Origin of the sequence: Acinetobacter rudis (genome assembly GCF_000829675.1) — a bacterium.
In the GTDB taxonomy this organism is placed as follows: Bacteria; Pseudomonadota; Gammaproteobacteria; order Pseudomonadales; family Moraxellaceae; genus Acinetobacter; species Acinetobacter rudis.
In genome coordinates, this window is record NZ_BBRX01000078.1 from 1 (window position 1) to 16827 (window position 16827).

Annotated in this window: 18 protein-coding genes and 1 pseudogene; 1 reads left to right on the plus strand and 18 read right to left on the minus strand. The window is 40.7% G+C overall.

Annotated features, from left to right (window positions below; all coding sequences use genetic code 11):
* The 15 genes and pseudogenes from Aru01_RS15775 to Aru01_RS15845 form a co-directional block, all read right to left on the minus strand.
* Positions 1-741: pseudogene (locus tag Aru01_RS15775) on the minus strand (hypothetical protein); the annotation flags it as partial.
* Between the two features lie 183 nt (positions 742-924).
* Positions 925-1602, minus strand: a complete 678-nt coding sequence (locus Aru01_RS15780) for a 4'-phosphopantetheinyl transferase family protein (RefSeq protein ID WP_016657517.1) — start codon at positions 1600-1602, stop codon at positions 925-927.
* Between the two features lie 90 nt (positions 1603-1692).
* Positions 1693-3102 (minus strand): ribosome biogenesis GTPase Der, encoded by a 1410-nt coding sequence (gene der / locus Aru01_RS15785; RefSeq protein ID WP_016657518.1) that lies wholly within the window; start codon positions 3100-3102, stop codon positions 1693-1695.
* Positions 3103-3369: 267 nt separating this feature from the next.
* The gene (gene bamB, locus Aru01_RS15790; RefSeq protein ID WP_016657519.1) at positions 3370-4518 is read right to left on the minus strand and encodes an outer membrane protein assembly factor BamB; all 1149 of its coding nucleotides are present in this window, start codon (positions 4516-4518) and stop codon (positions 3370-3372) included.
* Positions 4518-5219: a YfgM family protein gene (locus Aru01_RS15795; RefSeq protein WP_016657520.1), complete on the minus strand. Its 702-nt coding sequence runs from the start codon at positions 5217-5219 to the stop codon at positions 4518-4520. Before Aru01_RS15795 ends, bamB begins: the two co-directional genes overlap by 1 nt.
* A gap of 33 nt (positions 5220-5252) precedes the next feature.
* Positions 5253-6548 (minus strand): histidine--tRNA ligase, encoded by a 1296-nt coding sequence (hisS, locus tag Aru01_RS15800; RefSeq protein WP_016657521.1) that lies wholly within the window; start codon positions 6546-6548, stop codon positions 5253-5255.
* Positions 6545-7660: a flavodoxin-dependent (E)-4-hydroxy-3-methylbut-2-enyl-diphosphate synthase gene (gene ispG / locus Aru01_RS15805; protein WP_016657522.1), complete on the minus strand. Its 1116-nt coding sequence runs from the start codon at positions 7658-7660 to the stop codon at positions 6545-6547. Before ispG ends, hisS begins: the two co-directional genes overlap by 4 nt.
* Before the next feature lie 22 nt (positions 7661-7682).
* On the minus strand, positions 7683-8480 hold the full coding sequence (locus Aru01_RS15810; RefSeq protein ID WP_016657523.1) for a helix-turn-helix domain-containing protein: 798 nt from the start codon (positions 8478-8480) through the stop codon (positions 7683-7685).
* Positions 8471-9274: a type IV pilus biogenesis/stability protein PilW gene (gene pilW / locus Aru01_RS15815; protein WP_042111593.1), complete on the minus strand. Its 804-nt coding sequence runs from the start codon at positions 9272-9274 to the stop codon at positions 8471-8473. The genes Aru01_RS15810 and pilW overlap by 10 nt, the downstream gene beginning before the upstream one ends.
* 19 nt (positions 9275-9293) lie before the next feature.
* Complete coding sequence (rlmN, locus tag Aru01_RS15820; RefSeq protein WP_016657525.1) at positions 9294-10538, minus strand: dual-specificity RNA methyltransferase RlmN; 1245 nt, start codon at positions 10536-10538, stop codon at positions 9294-9296.
* Positions 10539-10657: 119 nt separating this feature from the next.
* A complete protein-coding gene (gene ndk, locus Aru01_RS15825; RefSeq protein ID WP_016657526.1) occupies positions 10658-11089 on the minus strand; it encodes a nucleoside-diphosphate kinase in 432 nt (143 codons plus the stop codon).
* Positions 11090-11192: 103 nt separating this feature from the next.
* Positions 11193-11393 (minus strand): Fe-S cluster assembly protein IscX, encoded by a 201-nt coding sequence (iscX, locus tag Aru01_RS15830; RefSeq protein WP_016657527.1) that lies wholly within the window; start codon positions 11391-11393, stop codon positions 11193-11195.
* Between the two features lie 91 nt (positions 11394-11484).
* A complete protein-coding gene (locus tag Aru01_RS15835) occupies positions 11485-12033 on the minus strand; it encodes a phosphatase PAP2 family protein (RefSeq protein ID WP_016657528.1) in 549 nt (182 codons plus the stop codon).
* A 67-nt stretch (positions 12034-12100) separates the two neighbouring features.
* On the minus strand, positions 12101-13375 hold the full coding sequence (locus Aru01_RS15840; protein WP_016657529.1) for a glycosyltransferase family 4 protein: 1275 nt from the start codon (positions 13373-13375) through the stop codon (positions 12101-12103).
* A gap of 80 nt (positions 13376-13455) precedes the next feature.
* Positions 13456-14250 carry a tRNA threonylcarbamoyladenosine dehydratase gene (locus Aru01_RS15845; protein WP_016657530.1) on the minus strand — a complete coding sequence of 265 codons (795 nt, stop codon included), beginning with the start codon at positions 14248-14250 and terminating at the stop codon, positions 13456-13458.
* A gap of 204 nt (positions 14251-14454) precedes the next feature.
* On the opposite strand from Aru01_RS15845, the gene Aru01_RS15850 reads away from it, so the two are divergent.
* Positions 14455-14868 (plus strand): MarR family winged helix-turn-helix transcriptional regulator, encoded by a 414-nt coding sequence (locus Aru01_RS15850; RefSeq protein WP_016657531.1) that lies wholly within the window; start codon positions 14455-14457, stop codon positions 14866-14868.
* 87 nt (positions 14869-14955) lie between these two features.
* On the opposite strand, the gene Aru01_RS15855 is transcribed toward Aru01_RS15850, so the two are convergent.
* The 3 genes from Aru01_RS15855 to Aru01_RS15865 all read right to left on the minus strand — a co-directional run bounded on the left by Aru01_RS15855 (position 14956) and on the right by Aru01_RS15865 (position 16549).
* A complete protein-coding gene (locus Aru01_RS15855) occupies positions 14956-15339 on the minus strand; it encodes a hypothetical protein (RefSeq protein ID WP_016657532.1) in 384 nt (127 codons plus the stop codon).
* A 73-nt stretch (positions 15340-15412) separates the two neighbouring features.
* On the minus strand, positions 15413-15892 hold the full coding sequence (locus Aru01_RS15860; RefSeq protein ID WP_016657533.1) for a hypothetical protein: 480 nt from the start codon (positions 15890-15892) through the stop codon (positions 15413-15415).
* Positions 15893-15928: 36 nt separating this feature from the next.
* A complete protein-coding gene (locus tag Aru01_RS15865; RefSeq protein ID WP_040331410.1) occupies positions 15929-16549 on the minus strand; it encodes a GrpB family protein in 621 nt (206 codons plus the stop codon).
* Between the last annotated feature and the right edge of the window lie 278 nt (positions 16550-16827).

The window sequence follows — 16827 nt, forward strand, 5'->3', positions numbered from 1 at the left end:
CAAATAAATTTGTTTGAAAGATTGATTAGCAATTTTTTTAGCTTGCGCTCTTTGTTGTATCTTTTTTTCTTTTTTGGCTTTCTCACGTGCTATTTCACGTTCAAAATGTTGTCGTTCATGATCTTCAAACTGATCTAAGAAATCACGCTTTTCTCTTTCATCCATCTTTTGAGAGAATTTTTCCATAAAGTCATCAGGACTATCTGCTTCAAAATCAAAGAAATCCGCCTCCAAGTTATGTTGATCACTTAGTAATGCTTTTAAATGTTCAAGCTCTACTTGCATGGAATCCTGATTATCCGATTCTTCATCAATCTCTGTTGTGTGGGACTGTTGAAAATGTGCGTTGCTGCGATCAAAAATATCTTGTTCAAAGTGATGACCAAGCTCACTAAGCAAATCAATTAAAAATTTGGTTTGTGTGGCTGTGATTTCTTGTGAATGTAGTAACTCAAAAGCAAGCTGCTCGACTTTTTCATCGAGCCTAGCCGACTGTGCTTTAGTCATTTTCTGCTTTTTATGCTTAACTAAATATTCGATTTTCTGAAATGAAATTTGACGTAACTTTTCATAGGTCGGCACAATTTCCTGCATTGCACGATTGTTAATCTGTTTTTGTGCCTCTTGCCACTGTACTAATCGTACTTTTTCTTGTTCAACTTTCTGACTCAAACGTTGAAACTTCTTCTGTTGAGCTGAAATTTTGCTTTCAATTTCCTTGGTACTGACTTGCAACTTCATTTTGAATCCTGACCAAGCAATAAAATGCTTATTTTGCCATATCTGATCTAGAAAAAAGCCAACCCTATGATTAAACTTTCATCGATTTTAATCTAGCGTTAAGTTATACCCACCAACCAAAACAAGAACACCATCAAAAGGTCTAAAAATAGCCATTTATCAAATTTAGAACTGAAAGGTAAGTTATGATTTAAACACAGATAAATCAGATTGCTTAAGTGATAGTTGTGGAAAAGCAAAGCCTTTACAACTCAAACTCGTACGCCACGCTACTGTTAACATACAACCGCTCAGTTGATAATGCTGGTATGCAAAAGTCCCAAGCATGTCATCTTGGTATATCCCGCCCATATGCTCCACGTGGATCTTTGTATTTAAGTTTTTCAAAGACATACGAATACCTAACCCTGATGCCTTTAAGATCGCCTCTTTAGTCGTCCAGATTTTAAGCCAAAGTATAGGGTCCTGCTCGTTGGCCTGCCATAGTGCATATTCATCGTCATGAAAAGCATGACGCGCCAAAGCATCGAAACGCACGACTCGATCTAAGTCTTCTACGTCAACACCTACATCTTTATGCCGCCATGAACTCGCCAAAACATAGTGCTTATGACTATGCGATTGATTAAAGGCAAAAGTCTCATGGTCTTTTAAATAGGGTTTACCCCAATCTGTTTTAGCAAAATCTTGCTCAGCCAATGGCTGTTGTAATTTATCGCTAAGTAGTTGAAGTTTAATTTGATGAATCAGTTGTTTACGCTCAAGCACCTGTTGTTGACGTGAGATCAACGTAGTCTTTGTAGACTGATGTTCAACTAAACTGACTACATCTATCTCTAGACTTGTTCTAGGCTTATTCAATTCCCTCTCCCATCTAACGATGCCCTATTTGAAAAAAAACCTAACACAAGGTTAGGTTTTTAATCAAAGAATAGATTTAAATACGTCAACTTAACGTTTAAATTTCTTCTCTGCTTTCTTAAATTTCTGTACGTAGCGACGACGACGTGCAGCTGTACGCTCATCTAATTGAGACTTACGTCCTTCAAATGGGTTTTCAGCTGTTTTAAAGTCGATTCGTACGGGTGTACCTTCAAGCTTATAGACTTTACGGAATACATTTTCTAAGTAACGGCGATAGTCTGCTGGTGTTTTATCAACTTTATTACCATGTACCACAATTGTTGGTGGATTTTGTCCACCCATATGCGCATAACGCATTTTAATACGACGGCCTTGAACCATCGGTGGTTGATGCGCTTCAGTAGCATCATTTAAAATTTGCGTCAGTTTTGCAGGTGATACTTTAAGGTTAGATGACTCATACGCACGATGAATCGAAGGATAAAGATCACCTACTCCCGTACCATGTAACGCAGAGATTAAGTGAATTTTCGCCCAAGGAATAAAGTCAAAGCGGCGATCAACATCAAGCTTACATTGCTTACGATCATACTCGCTCATGTTATCCCATTTGTTAATGGCGATCACCATGGCACGACCAGCTTCAAGCGCATAGCCGATCAAATGCAAGTCTTGCTCTACAATCCCTTCACGCGCATCAACAACGATCACAACCACATGTGCATCACGCATCGCTTGTAAGGTTTTTACGATCGAGAACTTCTCGATCATTTCATCAACCTTACCTTTACGTCGTACACCCGCAGTATCAATCAAAGTATATTTTCGTTCATTACGTTCAAACGGAATATAGACTGAGTCACGTGTAGTACCCGGCATGTCAAAAACTACAACACGCTCTTCACCTAACAAACGGTTTACCAAAGTCGATTTACCAACGTTTGGACGCCCAATCACGGCTAAACGTAAACCTGTTTCTTGATCATGTAATGCAGCATCTTCGTCTTCAGGAATATCAGCAAGAACATCCTCAAGCATTTGAGCAACACCACGACCATGACTTGCTGCAACTTGGATGGGCTCACCCAAACCAAGTTTGTAAAACTCAACAATCGCAGCCTCAGCATGTACACCATCAACTTTGTTGGCAATCAAATAAACTTTCTTGCCAAGTGTACGGATTTCACGTGCAATTTGTTCGTCGGACGCCAATAACCCTGCACGAGCATCAACCACAAACATAATAATGTCTGCTTCGTTGATCGCAGTTTTTGATTGCTCCGCCATGTAGGCATCAATACCAGCTTCACTTTCACCGATACCGCCGGTATCCACCACAATAAATGATTTATTTTGGAAAGTCGCATCGCCATATTTACGGTCGCGAGTCAAACCAGCGAAGTCGGCAACAAGTGCATCACGACTCTTCGTAATTTGATTAAATAATGTTGATTTGCCTACGTTGGGACGACCAATGAGCGCAATAACGGGTTTCATAAATTAACCTTTATCAAGCGTGCTTGAATTTCAAAAGCAGAAAAATAACAAGATGATGCAAAATCTAATCTGTGCTCACAATCACTGCAATCACAATCAGGTCTTTCACGACCCAAGCACATGATGTCGTCACAATCGTTCTGTCGTTTCAACAATAGATATCTATAAACGAAAATACGGGGATTGAATATTTTTTATTCAAACTCCCCGATCATATTCTTTGCATCCAGTCTCAGATGTCTAGTGTAACATAAGCCTTGCTTAAAATTAACGATTTTGCCAAATGCTCATTGCACCTTTACGCGTACTTACGAGCAGTTGATTATCTACTACACGCAGCACACGGACATCACCGCTTGTGCTTGAACGTCCTAGCAATTGACCATTATTTACATCGAGTAAATGTAATACACCATCAAAATCACCCACAACAACCTGATTACCTAACACAACAGGGTTACTCAGTTGACGATTTAACAGTTGTTCATTGGTCCAAACTTGCTCACCACTAAACAAATCAAAAGCTAAAACTTTACCATCTATTGTAGAAACGAAGACTTTGCCATCGTGTACCGCAGGACTTGCTACACTGCTCGCATCCTCACTCCACATGATCTGTTGAGTCGCCAAGTTCATGACAGTCACTTGACCTTGGAAGCTTGTTGAAACCATGAACTGTCCAACGATCACAGGATCAGCAGCAATATCAACTAAACGCTGTACATCCGAACGGCCTTCACTCACCGCAACACGCTGTTGCATACGAGGTACACCTGTTAGGCTGTCAATCGCATAGATATAACCATTGGCTGTACCAATCGCGACTGTACGCGCATCAATCGCAACAGGTGCTGACTGTGCACGTAGGCTCAGCTGAGCATGCGGTAACTTATAGGTCCATGCCTGTTGCCCTGTATTAACATCAAATGCAAAAACAGTACTGTCATTGGCGATGATAATTGCACGACCATTATGAATAAATGCAGGGCTAAGCAAAGCACCAGAAGCTTGGGCTTGCCATTTTTCTTCACCTGTACTTTGATCCAAAGCAAAAACTTGGCCTTTGCTATTTCCAACAATCACCACACCATCAGCAGCTTCTACACCAGAGGTGATACCGTGTTTAGTCACACGTTTTTCCCAAAGGCGTTGTTTGCCCTTATAGGCACTTACCACACCCTTAGGATCAGGAAGGAAATACACTCCCTGATCAACATCCATCTGTAAACGCAATGGATCTTGGCTACTAGTAGAAGATACGCTTTGGCTAAACACAGGTGCTAAACTGATTGATTGTGCCAACTTAGGTAGCGGATTCGGTTTAATTTTCTCTTCTTTAACCTTGTTACTTGAACAGCCAAATAACGCAGCTGAAAAAATTGCTAAGGCAAAAGGAATGACAATTTTTTTATCCATCAAGACTCATCCACTTGTGGCTGTATAATCGGGAGTTCTACATCAGGGTTATCGACCAAAACCCCAACGCTTTGCAATTTAATTTGCAAAAGCTGACGTTCTTGTTTGGTTTCTAACAGAGTATTCCATGCACTTTGATAGTATTTTTTAGCACTTTCTGTATTGTTTTTGGCAACATAGATATCACCACGTGCTTCATCTACAGTTGCTTTAAAAGCTGGTAAGCTTACTTTATCTAAAGTTTTCAAAGCTTCATCGTATTTTTTCTGTGCTGACTGAGCATCAGCCAACCCAATACGAACAACAGCCATCAGTCCTTCATCTTTAAGTGTAGAACTTTCCACTTTATTTAATTCACGCTCAGCAGCAGCATAATCACCTTTGTCATAAGCCAACTGAGCCATAACCAACTGTGACTGTAATGCTTGTACTGAGTTTGGATCTTCTTTAACAATGCTATCGGCTTTTGCAGCTAATGCAGAAAAGGCTTTTTTATCCTCTCCTACACCTGGTGCTTCATCCATCAATTGTTGAACCTTGGCAGTTTGCATCTGCCCCTTAGCAGCATTGTTTTTGCTCCAATACTGCCAACCGAACAAAGCAATCAGCGCAATTAAAATGCCACTCACCAATTTAGAGCCATACTTTTGAAAAAATGACTTCAAACTGTTGAGTTGTTCTTCTTCTGTCATTGCGCTCATATGATCTAAACCCTTATGTTTCTGATTCTCAAATTATTGTGTAGCAAACTTTTCAATAAAAAATGGCACAATATCAGCAACTGCAACATGATGCTGATCAGCTGTCGCCAATGTTTTTACCAGTAGTTGCTGTGTTTCCCATTCTCTTTCACCCAAAATCAAGGCATAGACTGCACCTGATTGGTCAGCTTTTTTCATTTGGCTTTTCATTGAACCAAACGAACCGACTTTAATACGCAGTGCGCTTGCAGCCGTCTCTAATTGATCACGGATTGATTCAGCCAATAATAACGCTTGACCTTGCATTTTTTGTTCTGCAACCAAGAATACTTCGCACTCACGTACTGGTTCATCATTTTCAACCAATTCAAGGAGAAGTAACAAACGCTCAATTCCCATAGCAAAACCAACTGCAGGGACTGACTGGTCTGGTTTACCTTTAAGCTGTCCAACTAAACCATCATAACGCCCACCAGCACAAACTGTACCTTGTGAACCCAAATGTGTTGTTGTCCATTCAAAGACGGTTTTGTTGTAATAATCTAAACCGCGCACCAATTTTTGATTGATAACAAACTCAATGCCTGCATCGGTCAAATACTGCTGCAATTGAGCGAAATGCGCCATCGTTTCTTCTTGCATAAAATCATGCAGTTTCGGAGCATTCTCTAAAATTTTCTGTGTATTAGCATCTTTAGAGTCTAAAATTCGTAGCGGATTGGTGGTTAAACGACGCTTTGAATCTTCATCCAACTGATCTTGATGTGTATTTAAAAACTCAACTAAGGCAGTACGATAAGCATTACGCTCATCAATCTCACCCAGAGTATTGAGTTCTAAGCGTACTTTGTCAGACACACCCATGCGTTTCCAAAGACGCGCTGTTAACAAGATCAGTTCTGCATCCATATCAGGTGTCGCAACACCAAAGGTCTCTACACCAAATTGATGGAACTGACGATAGCGACCTTTTTGTGGTTTTTCATAACGGAACATTGGACCGTTATACCAAACTCGTGGTGTCGCACCGCGCAGTAAATTATGTTCGAGCATTGCACGTACACAACCTGCTGTTCCTTCAGGGCGTAGAGTTAATGATTCTGGTGGATTACCTTTATCTAAAAAGGTGTACATTTCTTTTTCAACGATATCCGTTGCATCACCAATAGAACGCTTAAATAGATGCGTTTGTTCAACAATCGGCAAACGAATTTGTTGGTAGCCATAAGCATCCATTAAAGATGCTAAATGCTGTTCTAGGCGTCTCCAAGCGGCTGTTTGCGTTGGGAGAATATCATTAAAACCTTTGATTGCGACAATTGAACTCATGATGAACTACGAATGATCTCTTTAGATTTAGCTTCTTCAAGCACTTTAACACGTTGACGTACCATGGTTTCGATCTCATCAACGAGTTGCTTGGTGTCAATTAAATGGCTTTTTTCGCCATTATGATACACCAACGAACGAGGGCTAGCACCCACCACCCCAATATCTGCTTCTTTGGCTTCACCAGGCCCATTGACCTTGCAACCAATCACAGATACATCCATTGGTGTACGTATATCTTCTAAACGTTCTTCAAGTTGTTGCATCACTTGAATCACGTTAAATTCTTGCCGCGAACAACTTGGGCAAGCAATAAAGTTAATCCCATTTGAGCGTAAACTCAATGATTTCAAAATATCAAAACCAATTTTAACTTCATCTTCAGGTTCAGCGGCCAAAGAAATACGCATGGTATCTCCAATTCCTTCCATCAGTAGACCACCTAAAGCAATCGCTGACTTCACTGTACCTGTACGATAAATTCCTGCCTCAGTTACACCTAAATGTAGTGGATTATCCACTTGCTGAGACAGAAGACGATAAGCATCCATAGTTAAAAATACATTTGATGCTTTTACTGATATTTTAAATTCATGGAAATTGAGGCGATCCAAAATATCAATATGACGTAACGCAGACTCAAGCAAGGCTTGTCCTGTAGGTTCACCATATTTTGTTTGCAGATCTTTTTCTAATGAACCGGCATTTACACCAATACGCATTGAAATATCGTGATATTTTGCAGCGGCAACCACTTCACGAATTTTCGCCTCAGAACCAATATTGCCGGGGTTAATGCGCAAGCAATCAACACCTAATTCAGCAACTTTTAACGCAATTTTATAGTCAAAGTGAATATCCGCAACCAATGGCACTGTCACACGTTTACGGATTTCACCAAATGCCTCTGCAGCCTGCATTGTGGGCACTGAAACACGCATGATATCTGCGCCAGCATCAGCACAACGCTCAATTTGCGCAACAGTAGCATCAACATCACATGTCTCTGTATTGGTCATGCTTTGGATACTGATTGGCGCATCACCGCCTACATAAACAGAACCCACCCGTATTTTACGGGTTGGGCGACGTTTAATCGGATTCTCGATCATGTTCCTACTCGACTTCAACTAATTAGCGAGATAAACGGAAGTCTGCTTTCCCATTTACCGTATATGACGACAATGAAATTTGTTCATCATTTAAGCTCAAAGTCACTGCTGTCGCATCATCCAAACGAATTTGGAATGGTGAGTTACCATTGAGACTGAGCTTATCTGCCTGACGTCCTGTTGCTAAAACTTTGCCTGTTCCATCGACAATGTGTACTGAGGTTGGGCGATTAAAGTTCAGTACCAACTGATCACCACTCGTTGCAGGTGTAGTCGTTGCTGAATCTTGTGTCACTACTTGCATGGTATTTTGTTGTTCTGTCGCATTTACATCAACTTTCTTCTTCGCTGACCATTTTTGAACAGCAACAACCACTGCCCAGATGAGCACAAGTGCGACAATCGCAATCAAAATACGCTTTAACCATTTACGGTTACGGTCGCTGTTTGATCCAGGAAGTTTACCCATAATTTTTATAGGGGAATCATCTAATGCCTTATTCGGCAATAGCCCTGTATCATTTTGATAAATCTCATCAAAACGTTGAATAATAGCCGTTGCATCAACGCCTAAATACTTGGCGTAACTACGATAATAGCCTTTGATAAAGGTTGCTTCTGGCAAGTTAGTATATTGATCTTGCTCCAAAGCTTCTAAGCTTTTTTCTGAGATTTTTAAATCTACGGAAACATCCTCAAGATTTTTAGATTGAGAAATTCGAACTTGACGCAAGTACTCGCCAGGACGTTGTATATTTCCTAAAGCATTAGGTGCTACGTTTGAACCAGTAGGTTGCTGTGAATTAGGATTTACTTCCATACGGCCTCAGTGCTGTGCTGCAATTGTAAATAGTGTTGATATTCTTGACTTTTAGGATACAAACTCTGCAATTGAGTCAACTGAGCTTGCATACCTACTAGATCTCCATTCGCCCGCGCAATACGAGCACCCAGCCAGAGCACACGTGCACTTGCCGGAGTTTGACCCTGCATACGAAGATAATGTCCATAGCTTTGGTCTGCAGCACTGAATTTCCGCTGCAAATAATAAATTTCGCTTAACTCTAACACCGAAGTGAGAGAATCGCGATGCACAGAAAGCGCTTGTTGAAAACTTTTTTCTGCTTCATCTATGTTGCCTAAGCTTAAATAAACTTGACCTAAGTTTTCAAGTGCCCGATAACGCTGATCGTAACCTAGTGTAGCACCAGCAATTTTTAATTGTTTAATTGCTTCATCATTACGCTGCATTTGATGCAAATAACTTGCGTAATTATTGCGCACCTGTGCATTTTTGGGCTCTGCTTTCAGTGCACGCTTAAAAAAGTGGTCTGCTTGTTGAAGACTATTTGGGCTGGCTTCTTGTTGTAATAATATGCCCATCATCATATTGGCCCCAGCATCTTTAGCATTGTAATGCAAAGCCTGATCTAGCGTGCGTTTTGCAGCATCTAGATCACCACTTCGAATATATTCCGCTGCCAATTGGGTTCTCACTTTCACTGCCCGTTCTGGGTCTTGTTGCACTAAAGTGTTGGAAGTTGAATTTTGACAACCCTGTATCCAGCCAACCACCAAGCAGAATAAGCTGATCGTAATGGTGTTTCGATACAAAATGGTCAAAGTAAACTCCCTAGCTATCTGGATCGCCAGTGACTCGAACGATCATATTTTTTTCTTCTACTTTTTTCTTCCACTGCGCCGCACGACGTGTACGGTCTGCCACCTGTCCAACCAACTGTCCACAAGCAGCATCAATATCATCACCACGTGTTTGACGAATCGTACACACAAATCCGGCATCAGACAAAGTTTTTTGGAATGCCATGATGCGATTTCGACTAGAGCGACCATAAGGTGCATGTGGGAACGGATTAAATGGGATGAGGTTAATCTTGCTCGGTAAATTTTTTAATAACTTCAGCATTTGCTGTGCATGTTCAGGTTGATCATTCACCCCATCCAACATGACATATTCAATAGTAACGTGCTTACGTGCGCTTTCGTTGCCATCTTTTGTAATATAACGTTGACATGCTGCGATTAATTCTTTGAGCGGATATTTTTTATTAATCGGCACTAACTCATTGCGCAGCTCATCATTTGGTGCGTGTAATGAGATCGCTAAAGCGACATCGATATCTTTAGCCAATTGATCGATCTTAGGTACTACACCTGATGTAGATAATGTGACACGGCGTTTAGACATGCCATAAGCAAAGTCATCGAGCATGATCTGCATTGAGCTTAGCACAGCATCATAATTCAACAGCGGTTCGCCCATACCCATCATCACCACATTGGTGACTGTACGCTCACGTTCTGCAACTGCAACTTCTTCCATATATGAGTAGTTTGCCACCCAGAGCTGGCCAATAATTTCATCAGGACTCAAGTCACGCTGAAAACCTTGTTTACCTGTTGAACAGAATGAACAGTCCAAAGCACAGCCAACTTGTGAAGAAATACAGAGCGTTTTACGTGCACCGGTCTTGTCATCAGCAGGAATAAGTACAGTTTCAACTAAAGAACCTGCGCCATCGCCAACCCGAAATACCCATTTACGTGTACCGTCTTTTGAGTAGTTACGATGTACGACTTCAGGAACACGAATCTCACAAATTTGTTCCAGTTTCGCGCGTAATTTACCTGAAATATTAGACATTTCAGCAAAATCAGTCACAAAGAATTGATGAATCCACTTCATCACTTGACCAGCACGGAACTTTTTCTCTCCAAGCTCAACAAAAAACTGTTCGAGTTCGCTGCGTGACATGCCCATCAAATTGATTTTGGTCGGTGTTTCAGATGCAACGCTTGGTGATGGTGACTTTTGCTCATCGAGTTGCGCGGATGACGTAACCATTTCAGCATTCATGGGGATTACCTAAACTCTTTCGATTTGGGAGAAGACAAGAAAATAACAGCGTAGTTTTTTGCAGAGAAGAAAAAACCAAATAAGGAGTATACCACTTATTTGGTTTTTCTTAGGCTCGATTAACGAGTGCGTGGGCAAACTTCAGTTTGAGCGAAGAAGTAGTTTACTTCACGGTCAGCAGAAGCAACTGAGTCAGAACCATGCGCAGCGTTTTCGTCGATGCTTACAGCGAAGTCAGCACGGATCGTACCAGGAGCAGCTTCTTTAGGGTTAGTTGCACCCAAGATATCGCGGTGAGCAAGAACTGCGTTTTCACCTTCAAGAACTGAAACAACAACAGGACCAGAAGTCATGAAAGCAACGAGGTCAGCAAAGAAACCACGTTCTTTGTGTTCAGCATAGAAACCTTCAGCTTCAGCTTTAGACAAATGCTTCATTTTAGTTGCTACAATTTTAAGACCCGCTTTTTCAAAACGAGCAAAAATATCACCAATGTGGTTTTTTGCTACAGCATCAGGTTTTACGATAGACAAAGTACGTTCGATAGCCATTTTTGGCTCCTTGCATTTTAACGTCAAAATTTGGCGCATTATACAGAATTAATGCATGATGATCAGTGTTGAATGGAGAAAAAATTGAGTTTTTTACCAAAAATTAACGAACTTCATCAATCCAAGCCATTTGGATTGCTTCAAGCAAACCTTCTGATGATTTTTCAGGATCATCTTCAAAATCAGCTAGCGCACAGACCCATGCATGTAGGTCAGTAAAACGTACCCATTGTGGATCAACATCGCTATGTGCTTCGCTTAACTCAATTGCGATATCAATACTATCGCTCCAACGTAGTCCCATAATGCACCTTTTCAATTGCTAAACTTTTAAGCGCACCCACTTTAGCAAATTCGGTAGTAAACATCACCTTGTATCTGTGCTTTTAAAATGCTCAAAGCTCAAGTGCCAACAGTGAAGCAGCCAATAAAATCCCACCACCTACCGCAGCACCAATCAAAGCTCCAACGATCACATCTGAAGGATAATGCAGCCCTAACACCATTCTAGATAATGCAACAACAATGGTAAAAGGCACCATTACAACCAACAGGTAAGGTACAGCCATGCCCAGCACAATAGTGGCCATCACTGCATGTAAAGTGTGACCTGAAGGAAAGCTAAAGTGATCCAAAGGTCGTTCGCCTAAGATAATCACCTGATGCACTTGATAAGGTCTTGGCCGTGTGGTCTTTTGCTTCAATACTTTATAAATGATGCTTCCCACAGAACCACCCAACAACATAAAGCCAATTTTAGGGCCGTATTGTAGCCCTTTAGTTGCCCATACACTTAACAGCATGATGGACCAAAATCCACCATCCCCCAAGCGGCTTATCGTTTTAAAAAAGCGTGCAATGGGTTGTCTATTCGAAAGATTATTTAGATAAATACAACCTTTGAGGTCCAAATCGAGTATCTTGGTTTTCGCTTCTTTGATCATCGTATTTCTCCGCTAACATTATTATTGTTTTGCTGCTGTCTACTGATTTCTCAATGTCTTCGTCAACTCATTTTGCTGTCTGAACCACTTCATAAAGTGCTTGTTCAAACTGCTGTACAGGGAATTGCCAACCGGCTTGACGTGTTGCTTCAAGCGCATGTCTTCCCATTCGTTGTAAAACCAAACGCTCAGGTAAAGCGTAAAGTATTTGTTTGAAGCCACTCTCGTTGCCTTTAGCAACAAGCCAACCACTCAAATAATTTACAACATACTGCTGTGCGCACGCATAATCAAAAGCAACAACGGGTAAACCACTTGCCATCGCCTCCAATACCACATTACCAAATGTTTCAACTTGACTTGCAAACACAAATACATCGGCACTGGCATAGACACTGGTCAATGCTTGCCCACTCAATGCACCTGTAAAAATGACACTCTCAGCACCAAGCATCTGCGTTAAATGCCGATGATCTGGGCCATCGCCCACGATCACTAAACTTACATTTTTACCCTGCTGTCGCATCTGTTGGTAAGATTCAATAATCATGCCGATTTGTTTTTCTGGCGAAAGCCGCCCCACATACAACATAACCACTGTATCTGTAGCGACGCCCCAAGATTCACGTATTTTTTCAGAGCGATGTTGCGGAGAAAAGCGTTGTATATCTACACCGCGACCAACCACGCATAATTTACAGTCCACACCGAAAGAACGTAATGCATTCGCAGTTTCTGCATTGGGCACACAAGTTAATTGTGTACTGTTATGAAACCAACGTAAATAACGTTGAATAGGTTTTAGCAAGAAAGCTAAATCGAAAAAACGACTCATATCTTGAAAGGGTGAATGGAAGCCACTCGATACGGGTAAGTTAAGCTGTTTAGCGCTTTGTAAAGCACTTAACCCCAAAGGCCCTTCTGTCACGATATGTACAATATCTGAGGAGAACTCCTGAATTGCTTGACGAACTTTAAGGAATTGCGGCCAACCAAATTGTAAGCTGGTATATTTTGGAATTGCCTGAGCCTTAACCATACAACTTTTATTGGGTACAAACTCTTGGCAATCCTGTGTTTGTTCAGGACGAATTAATAATATTTTATGACCCAGTTTTTGTAGTCCTTTGCATAGTTGTAGTAAGGACAGCGCCACCCCATTGATTTCAGGTGGCCAAGTCTCAGTCACAATAGCAATACGTAAACGTGGGCGAACTAACTCTTCTAAAATATTTTTATTAGCAGTACGTTGATTATTATGGCTTTGCTCAAAAAACGCTTTAAAATTGTCACGAAAATTAGGTGACCAATCATAATCTAAATCTGCATAGGGACGTGTCATTCGCTTACCCTTTAAGCAAGTTTTAACATTAGATTAGTCTAATATTCTTTCACTTTAATGCGATTTGCATGACAGTTTGCTTAAATGCCAGTGGCTAAGTTTTGAATCTTCTTCAACCCAATTTGCTCAAGTTTTTTGAGTACCTCAGCAACTGCGATCATAGCAAAACTTGAAGTCACAACGACTGCTGAACCATAGCCCCCACAGCGTAGTCCAGCACTAGGGCACACATCGGCACTCGAGAATGGATTGTCGATTGAGTAAATACATAAAATACCAAATTTTTCTTTGGGTTTTTTACAAATCCCTTTACTGCGCAATTGACTACGCAACTTGGCTAACATCGGATCTTGCTCAGTTTTAGATAAGTCTGCAACGCGTATCTTAAGAGGATCAAGCTTACCGCCAGCACCACCAGAGACAATAAGCGGAATTTTATGAAAACGGCAATGCAGCATTAAGGCCAATTTAGCTTTGACATCATCAATGCAATCCAAAATCAAGTCAGGTGAGCCAACCAAGATCTCTTTGACATTCTCCGCACTCAAATAATCATCAATTAAATTAATCTGTATGCGTGGATTAATCTGACGACAACGCTCTGCCATCACTGCGATCTTTTCATGACCCAGCGTAGAACTCAGCGCTGGTAATTGTCGGTTAATGTTTGATGCTGCAACCACATCCATATCAACCAAGGTCAATTGTCCCACGCCACTACGTGCCAATGCTTCAATAGCCCAAGAGCCCACACCGCCAATACCAATCACCATCACATGACTATTTGCATATTGATCAAAGGTTTGTTCACCATAAATTTTGGCTACACCTGCAAAACGGCGCTCGTACTCATCGTCTGGGGCTAACTGACTCATCACTTCTCTTAGATAAAATTACTCAGGCGCATTCTAACAAAAAGCTTTAACAATAAGCAGCGTTAAAACCTTAGCCGCAAATAGATTTTTAAATTAATAACTTTCAAATCCTTACAGTTCATTTGCTAAAAATTATTTGATATATACTTGACCACTCAAGCATATATCAAACATAATGCACTTATCTACTCAAGGAGAATAACAATGAGTAATCTTAATTTTTTATTTATGCATGTACATTTGGGCAGTTTGATCAGTAAGAAATTTGATTTGCGCCTGAGTACACATGGGATTAACTTTACTGAATTTATGCTGATGTACCAGCTCAATACTGCACAAAATCAAACACTCAGTCGTATAGCGCTAGCCGAAAAAGTGGCTTTATCTGCATCTGGTGTAACACGTGTATTACAACCAATGGAAAAAATAGGTCTGACTGAGCGCACCAGCAATCCACGTGATGCTCGCCAAAGCTTGGTCAGTCTGAGTAAAACTGGACAAAGTATTTTACAAGATGCTTTGATCACGGTTGAAGAAACTGCTGATGATATTCAATCGCTATTAAATCCAGAGGAAATTGCCACATTATTGCAGTTATTACAAAAGCTCAAACTTTAGTGTTCTCAGCTAATCTGGCAGTATTACCCCCAATCAAAGCAATAAGCCCAATTGGGGGGGATCGGGTTAAGGTATTTTTGTAACTGCTTATTCAGTCTTTTGCGTAAGACCTTTAATACCACGTAAGGTAAAGACCAATCCAACCATGAGAGTTAAGCCAACAAAAAACATATAAAGCATATGGTTACCTGTATCTTTTTGATTGGCCTGACTTATTGCTGTCGCTAATTCTTGAGCTGAACCTGCACCCGAATTTTGAGCCTTAGTCATTGCTACAAAACCCACATCTGTTTTACAACGATCGATCAAGGCTGCTGCCTGTTCACCATACTGATTTTGCACAGCACTTTCACAGCTTGCTTGATCTTCAGCACTGATACTTGGAGTAGAGGTTTTCCAATATAAGCCCCCACTCACCAACAACAAGATCAATCCAATCAGCAAAGCAATTTTAGGATTTAAATTTTTCATTTTATAAAGTCATGTATTGAAAACTCTAAAAACTAGCACATTGTTCTTAAAGATCAAATATCAGCCAGTAGATTTATTCACTCGGAGCTTTTGTAAGTGTTTTAATGAGTTTAAATTGCTTATTCTTAAACTCATAAAATCTCACTTTAACAGCAGTCACCTTGAAGTCTTCATCCTGCACTTCTTCTTCAGTCACCAACAATCGACTATTCGGCTTAACAAAAACCACATCCTCTTGGTTTTCTTCACCACCAAAACCGACTGACAAAAGTTGGCCTGTTTTTTTGCTGACAAAACTATAGCTACGGCACATTGCACCACAGCCCCAAAAGCCAACAACATATTCACCAGCAAACTCAACAGGTTGCTTTAAGGCTTCGCCTAAACGTGTACGGAACATTCTTGCAGCAGGATCACTAAGATCAAGCTTTGCAGTTGGCCCCTTATACACAGCGATTGGATAATCAACAGCTTTCGGTACAACATCTTGTTTAGCCTGTACACGATCAAAACAAAATATAGTTAATAAAAACAATAATATATAACGCATCATCTCAGATTCCTTTCATATTGAGAGCGAGTTTATCTCTTAGTCCTGACCGAGTAAGTTATAGAATTTAAAAATATTTTGATAAATATCCCGAACCACAGCCTGCTTATTTAAATTATAAGCCTGCACAGTATCTACACCATCTAGAGCACGTTGCTTCACTGCTGCATAACGTTGACGATCGTCTGTATGAGTTATTAACCAATCACGAAATAACAAATGTCGTATATGTTCAGGACAGTTTGGAGCAAAAACATGCAAATTGACTCGTGGCCGATCGAGACGGAGCATCCGATGTTGATACCAACTTGGTTCACGAATGGTCAGACGATAACCCAACTGAGTCAGTCTTGGCACATAACTCGCCTCATCTTGAGGATCAGCAACAATCATGTCGATATCAATGACAGGCTTAGCAGCAAGATCAGGTACAGCAGTTGAGCCCACATGCGTCATACTCAATACTTGATTAGCTAAAGCCGTGACCACTTGAGCCCGTATCTGTTCATACCACAGTGGCCAAATAGGGTCATAAGCACTGAGCGCAATTGATTCAAGCTGAGGCTGACCTTCAACCCATGGATTTTCATTTGGATCACCAGCTGCAAACTCAGTAATCTGCTGTGGATCAATCAGTGAACAAATCTCGATTAAATTCAAGTGTATTCCATTATGTTCATCAACTTTGTGCTCTTTATACTCGTTTTTTGAGCACCCCAAAATAGTCTCTTACAGCACCTAAGTAAAATGAATGGTCTTTAAATCATGCAATATGACTTAAAGACCATAGTTTTTACCTCAGATAAGTCCAAAATCAATGAGTTACTTCAACTTAGTCAAACTGAAGAGCAAGAATGCTTAACTTGACTTGGCTAACATATTACGTAGAACATAATGCAAAATGCCGCCAGCCTTAAAGTACTCAACTTCGTTGGCAG

Excerpts from the sequence above, each read along its gene's own strand:
- Aru01_RS15860 (WP_016657533.1), bottom strand. The coding sequence starts at position 15,892 with ATGATGCGTTATATATTATTGTTTTTATTAACTATATTTTGTTTTGAT.
- Aru01_RS15795 (WP_016657520.1), bottom strand. The coding sequence starts at position 5,219 with ATGAGCGCAATGACAGAAGAAGAACAACTCAACAGTTTGAAGTCATTT.
- iscX (WP_016657527.1), bottom strand. The coding sequence starts at position 11,393 with ATGGGACTACGTTGGAGCGATAGTATTGATATCGCAATTGAGTTAAGC.
- ispG (WP_016657522.1), bottom strand. The coding sequence starts at position 7,660 with ATGATCGAGAATCCGATTAAACGTCGCCCAACCCGTAAAATACGGGTG.
- Aru01_RS15845 (WP_016657530.1), bottom strand. The coding sequence starts at position 14,250 with ATGAGTCAGTTAGCCCCAGACGATGAGTACGAGCGCCGTTTTGCAGGT.
- hisS (WP_016657521.1), bottom strand. The coding sequence starts at position 6,548 with ATGAGTTCAATTGTCGCAATCAAAGGTTTTAATGATATTCTCCCAACG.
- der (WP_016657518.1), bottom strand. The coding sequence starts at position 3,102 with ATGAAACCCGTTATTGCGCTCATTGGTCGTCCCAACGTAGGCAAATCA.
- Aru01_RS15835 (WP_016657528.1), bottom strand. The coding sequence starts at position 12,033 with ATGATCAAAGAAGCGAAAACCAAGATACTCGATTTGGACCTCAAAGGT.
- bamB (WP_016657519.1), bottom strand. The coding sequence starts at position 4,518 with ATGGATAAAAAAATTGTCATTCCTTTTGCCTTAGCAATTTTTTCAGCT.
- Aru01_RS15855 (WP_016657532.1), bottom strand. The coding sequence starts at position 15,339 with ATGAAAAATTTAAATCCTAAAATTGCTTTGCTGATTGGATTGATCTTG.
- Aru01_RS15850 (WP_016657531.1), top strand. The coding sequence starts at position 14,455 with ATGAGTAATCTTAATTTTTTATTTATGCATGTACATTTGGGCAGTTTG.
- Aru01_RS15840 (WP_016657529.1), bottom strand. The coding sequence starts at position 13,375 with ATGACACGTCCCTATGCAGATTTAGATTATGATTGGTCACCTAATTTT.
- ndk (WP_016657526.1), bottom strand. The coding sequence starts at position 11,089 with ATGGCTATCGAACGTACTTTGTCTATCGTAAAACCTGATGCTGTAGCA.
- rlmN (WP_016657525.1), bottom strand. The coding sequence starts at position 10,538 with ATGAATGCTGAAATGGTTACGTCATCCGCGCAACTCGATGAGCAAAAG.
- Aru01_RS15810 (WP_016657523.1), bottom strand. The coding sequence starts at position 8,480 with ATGGAAGTAAATCCTAATTCACAGCAACCTACTGGTTCAAACGTAGCA.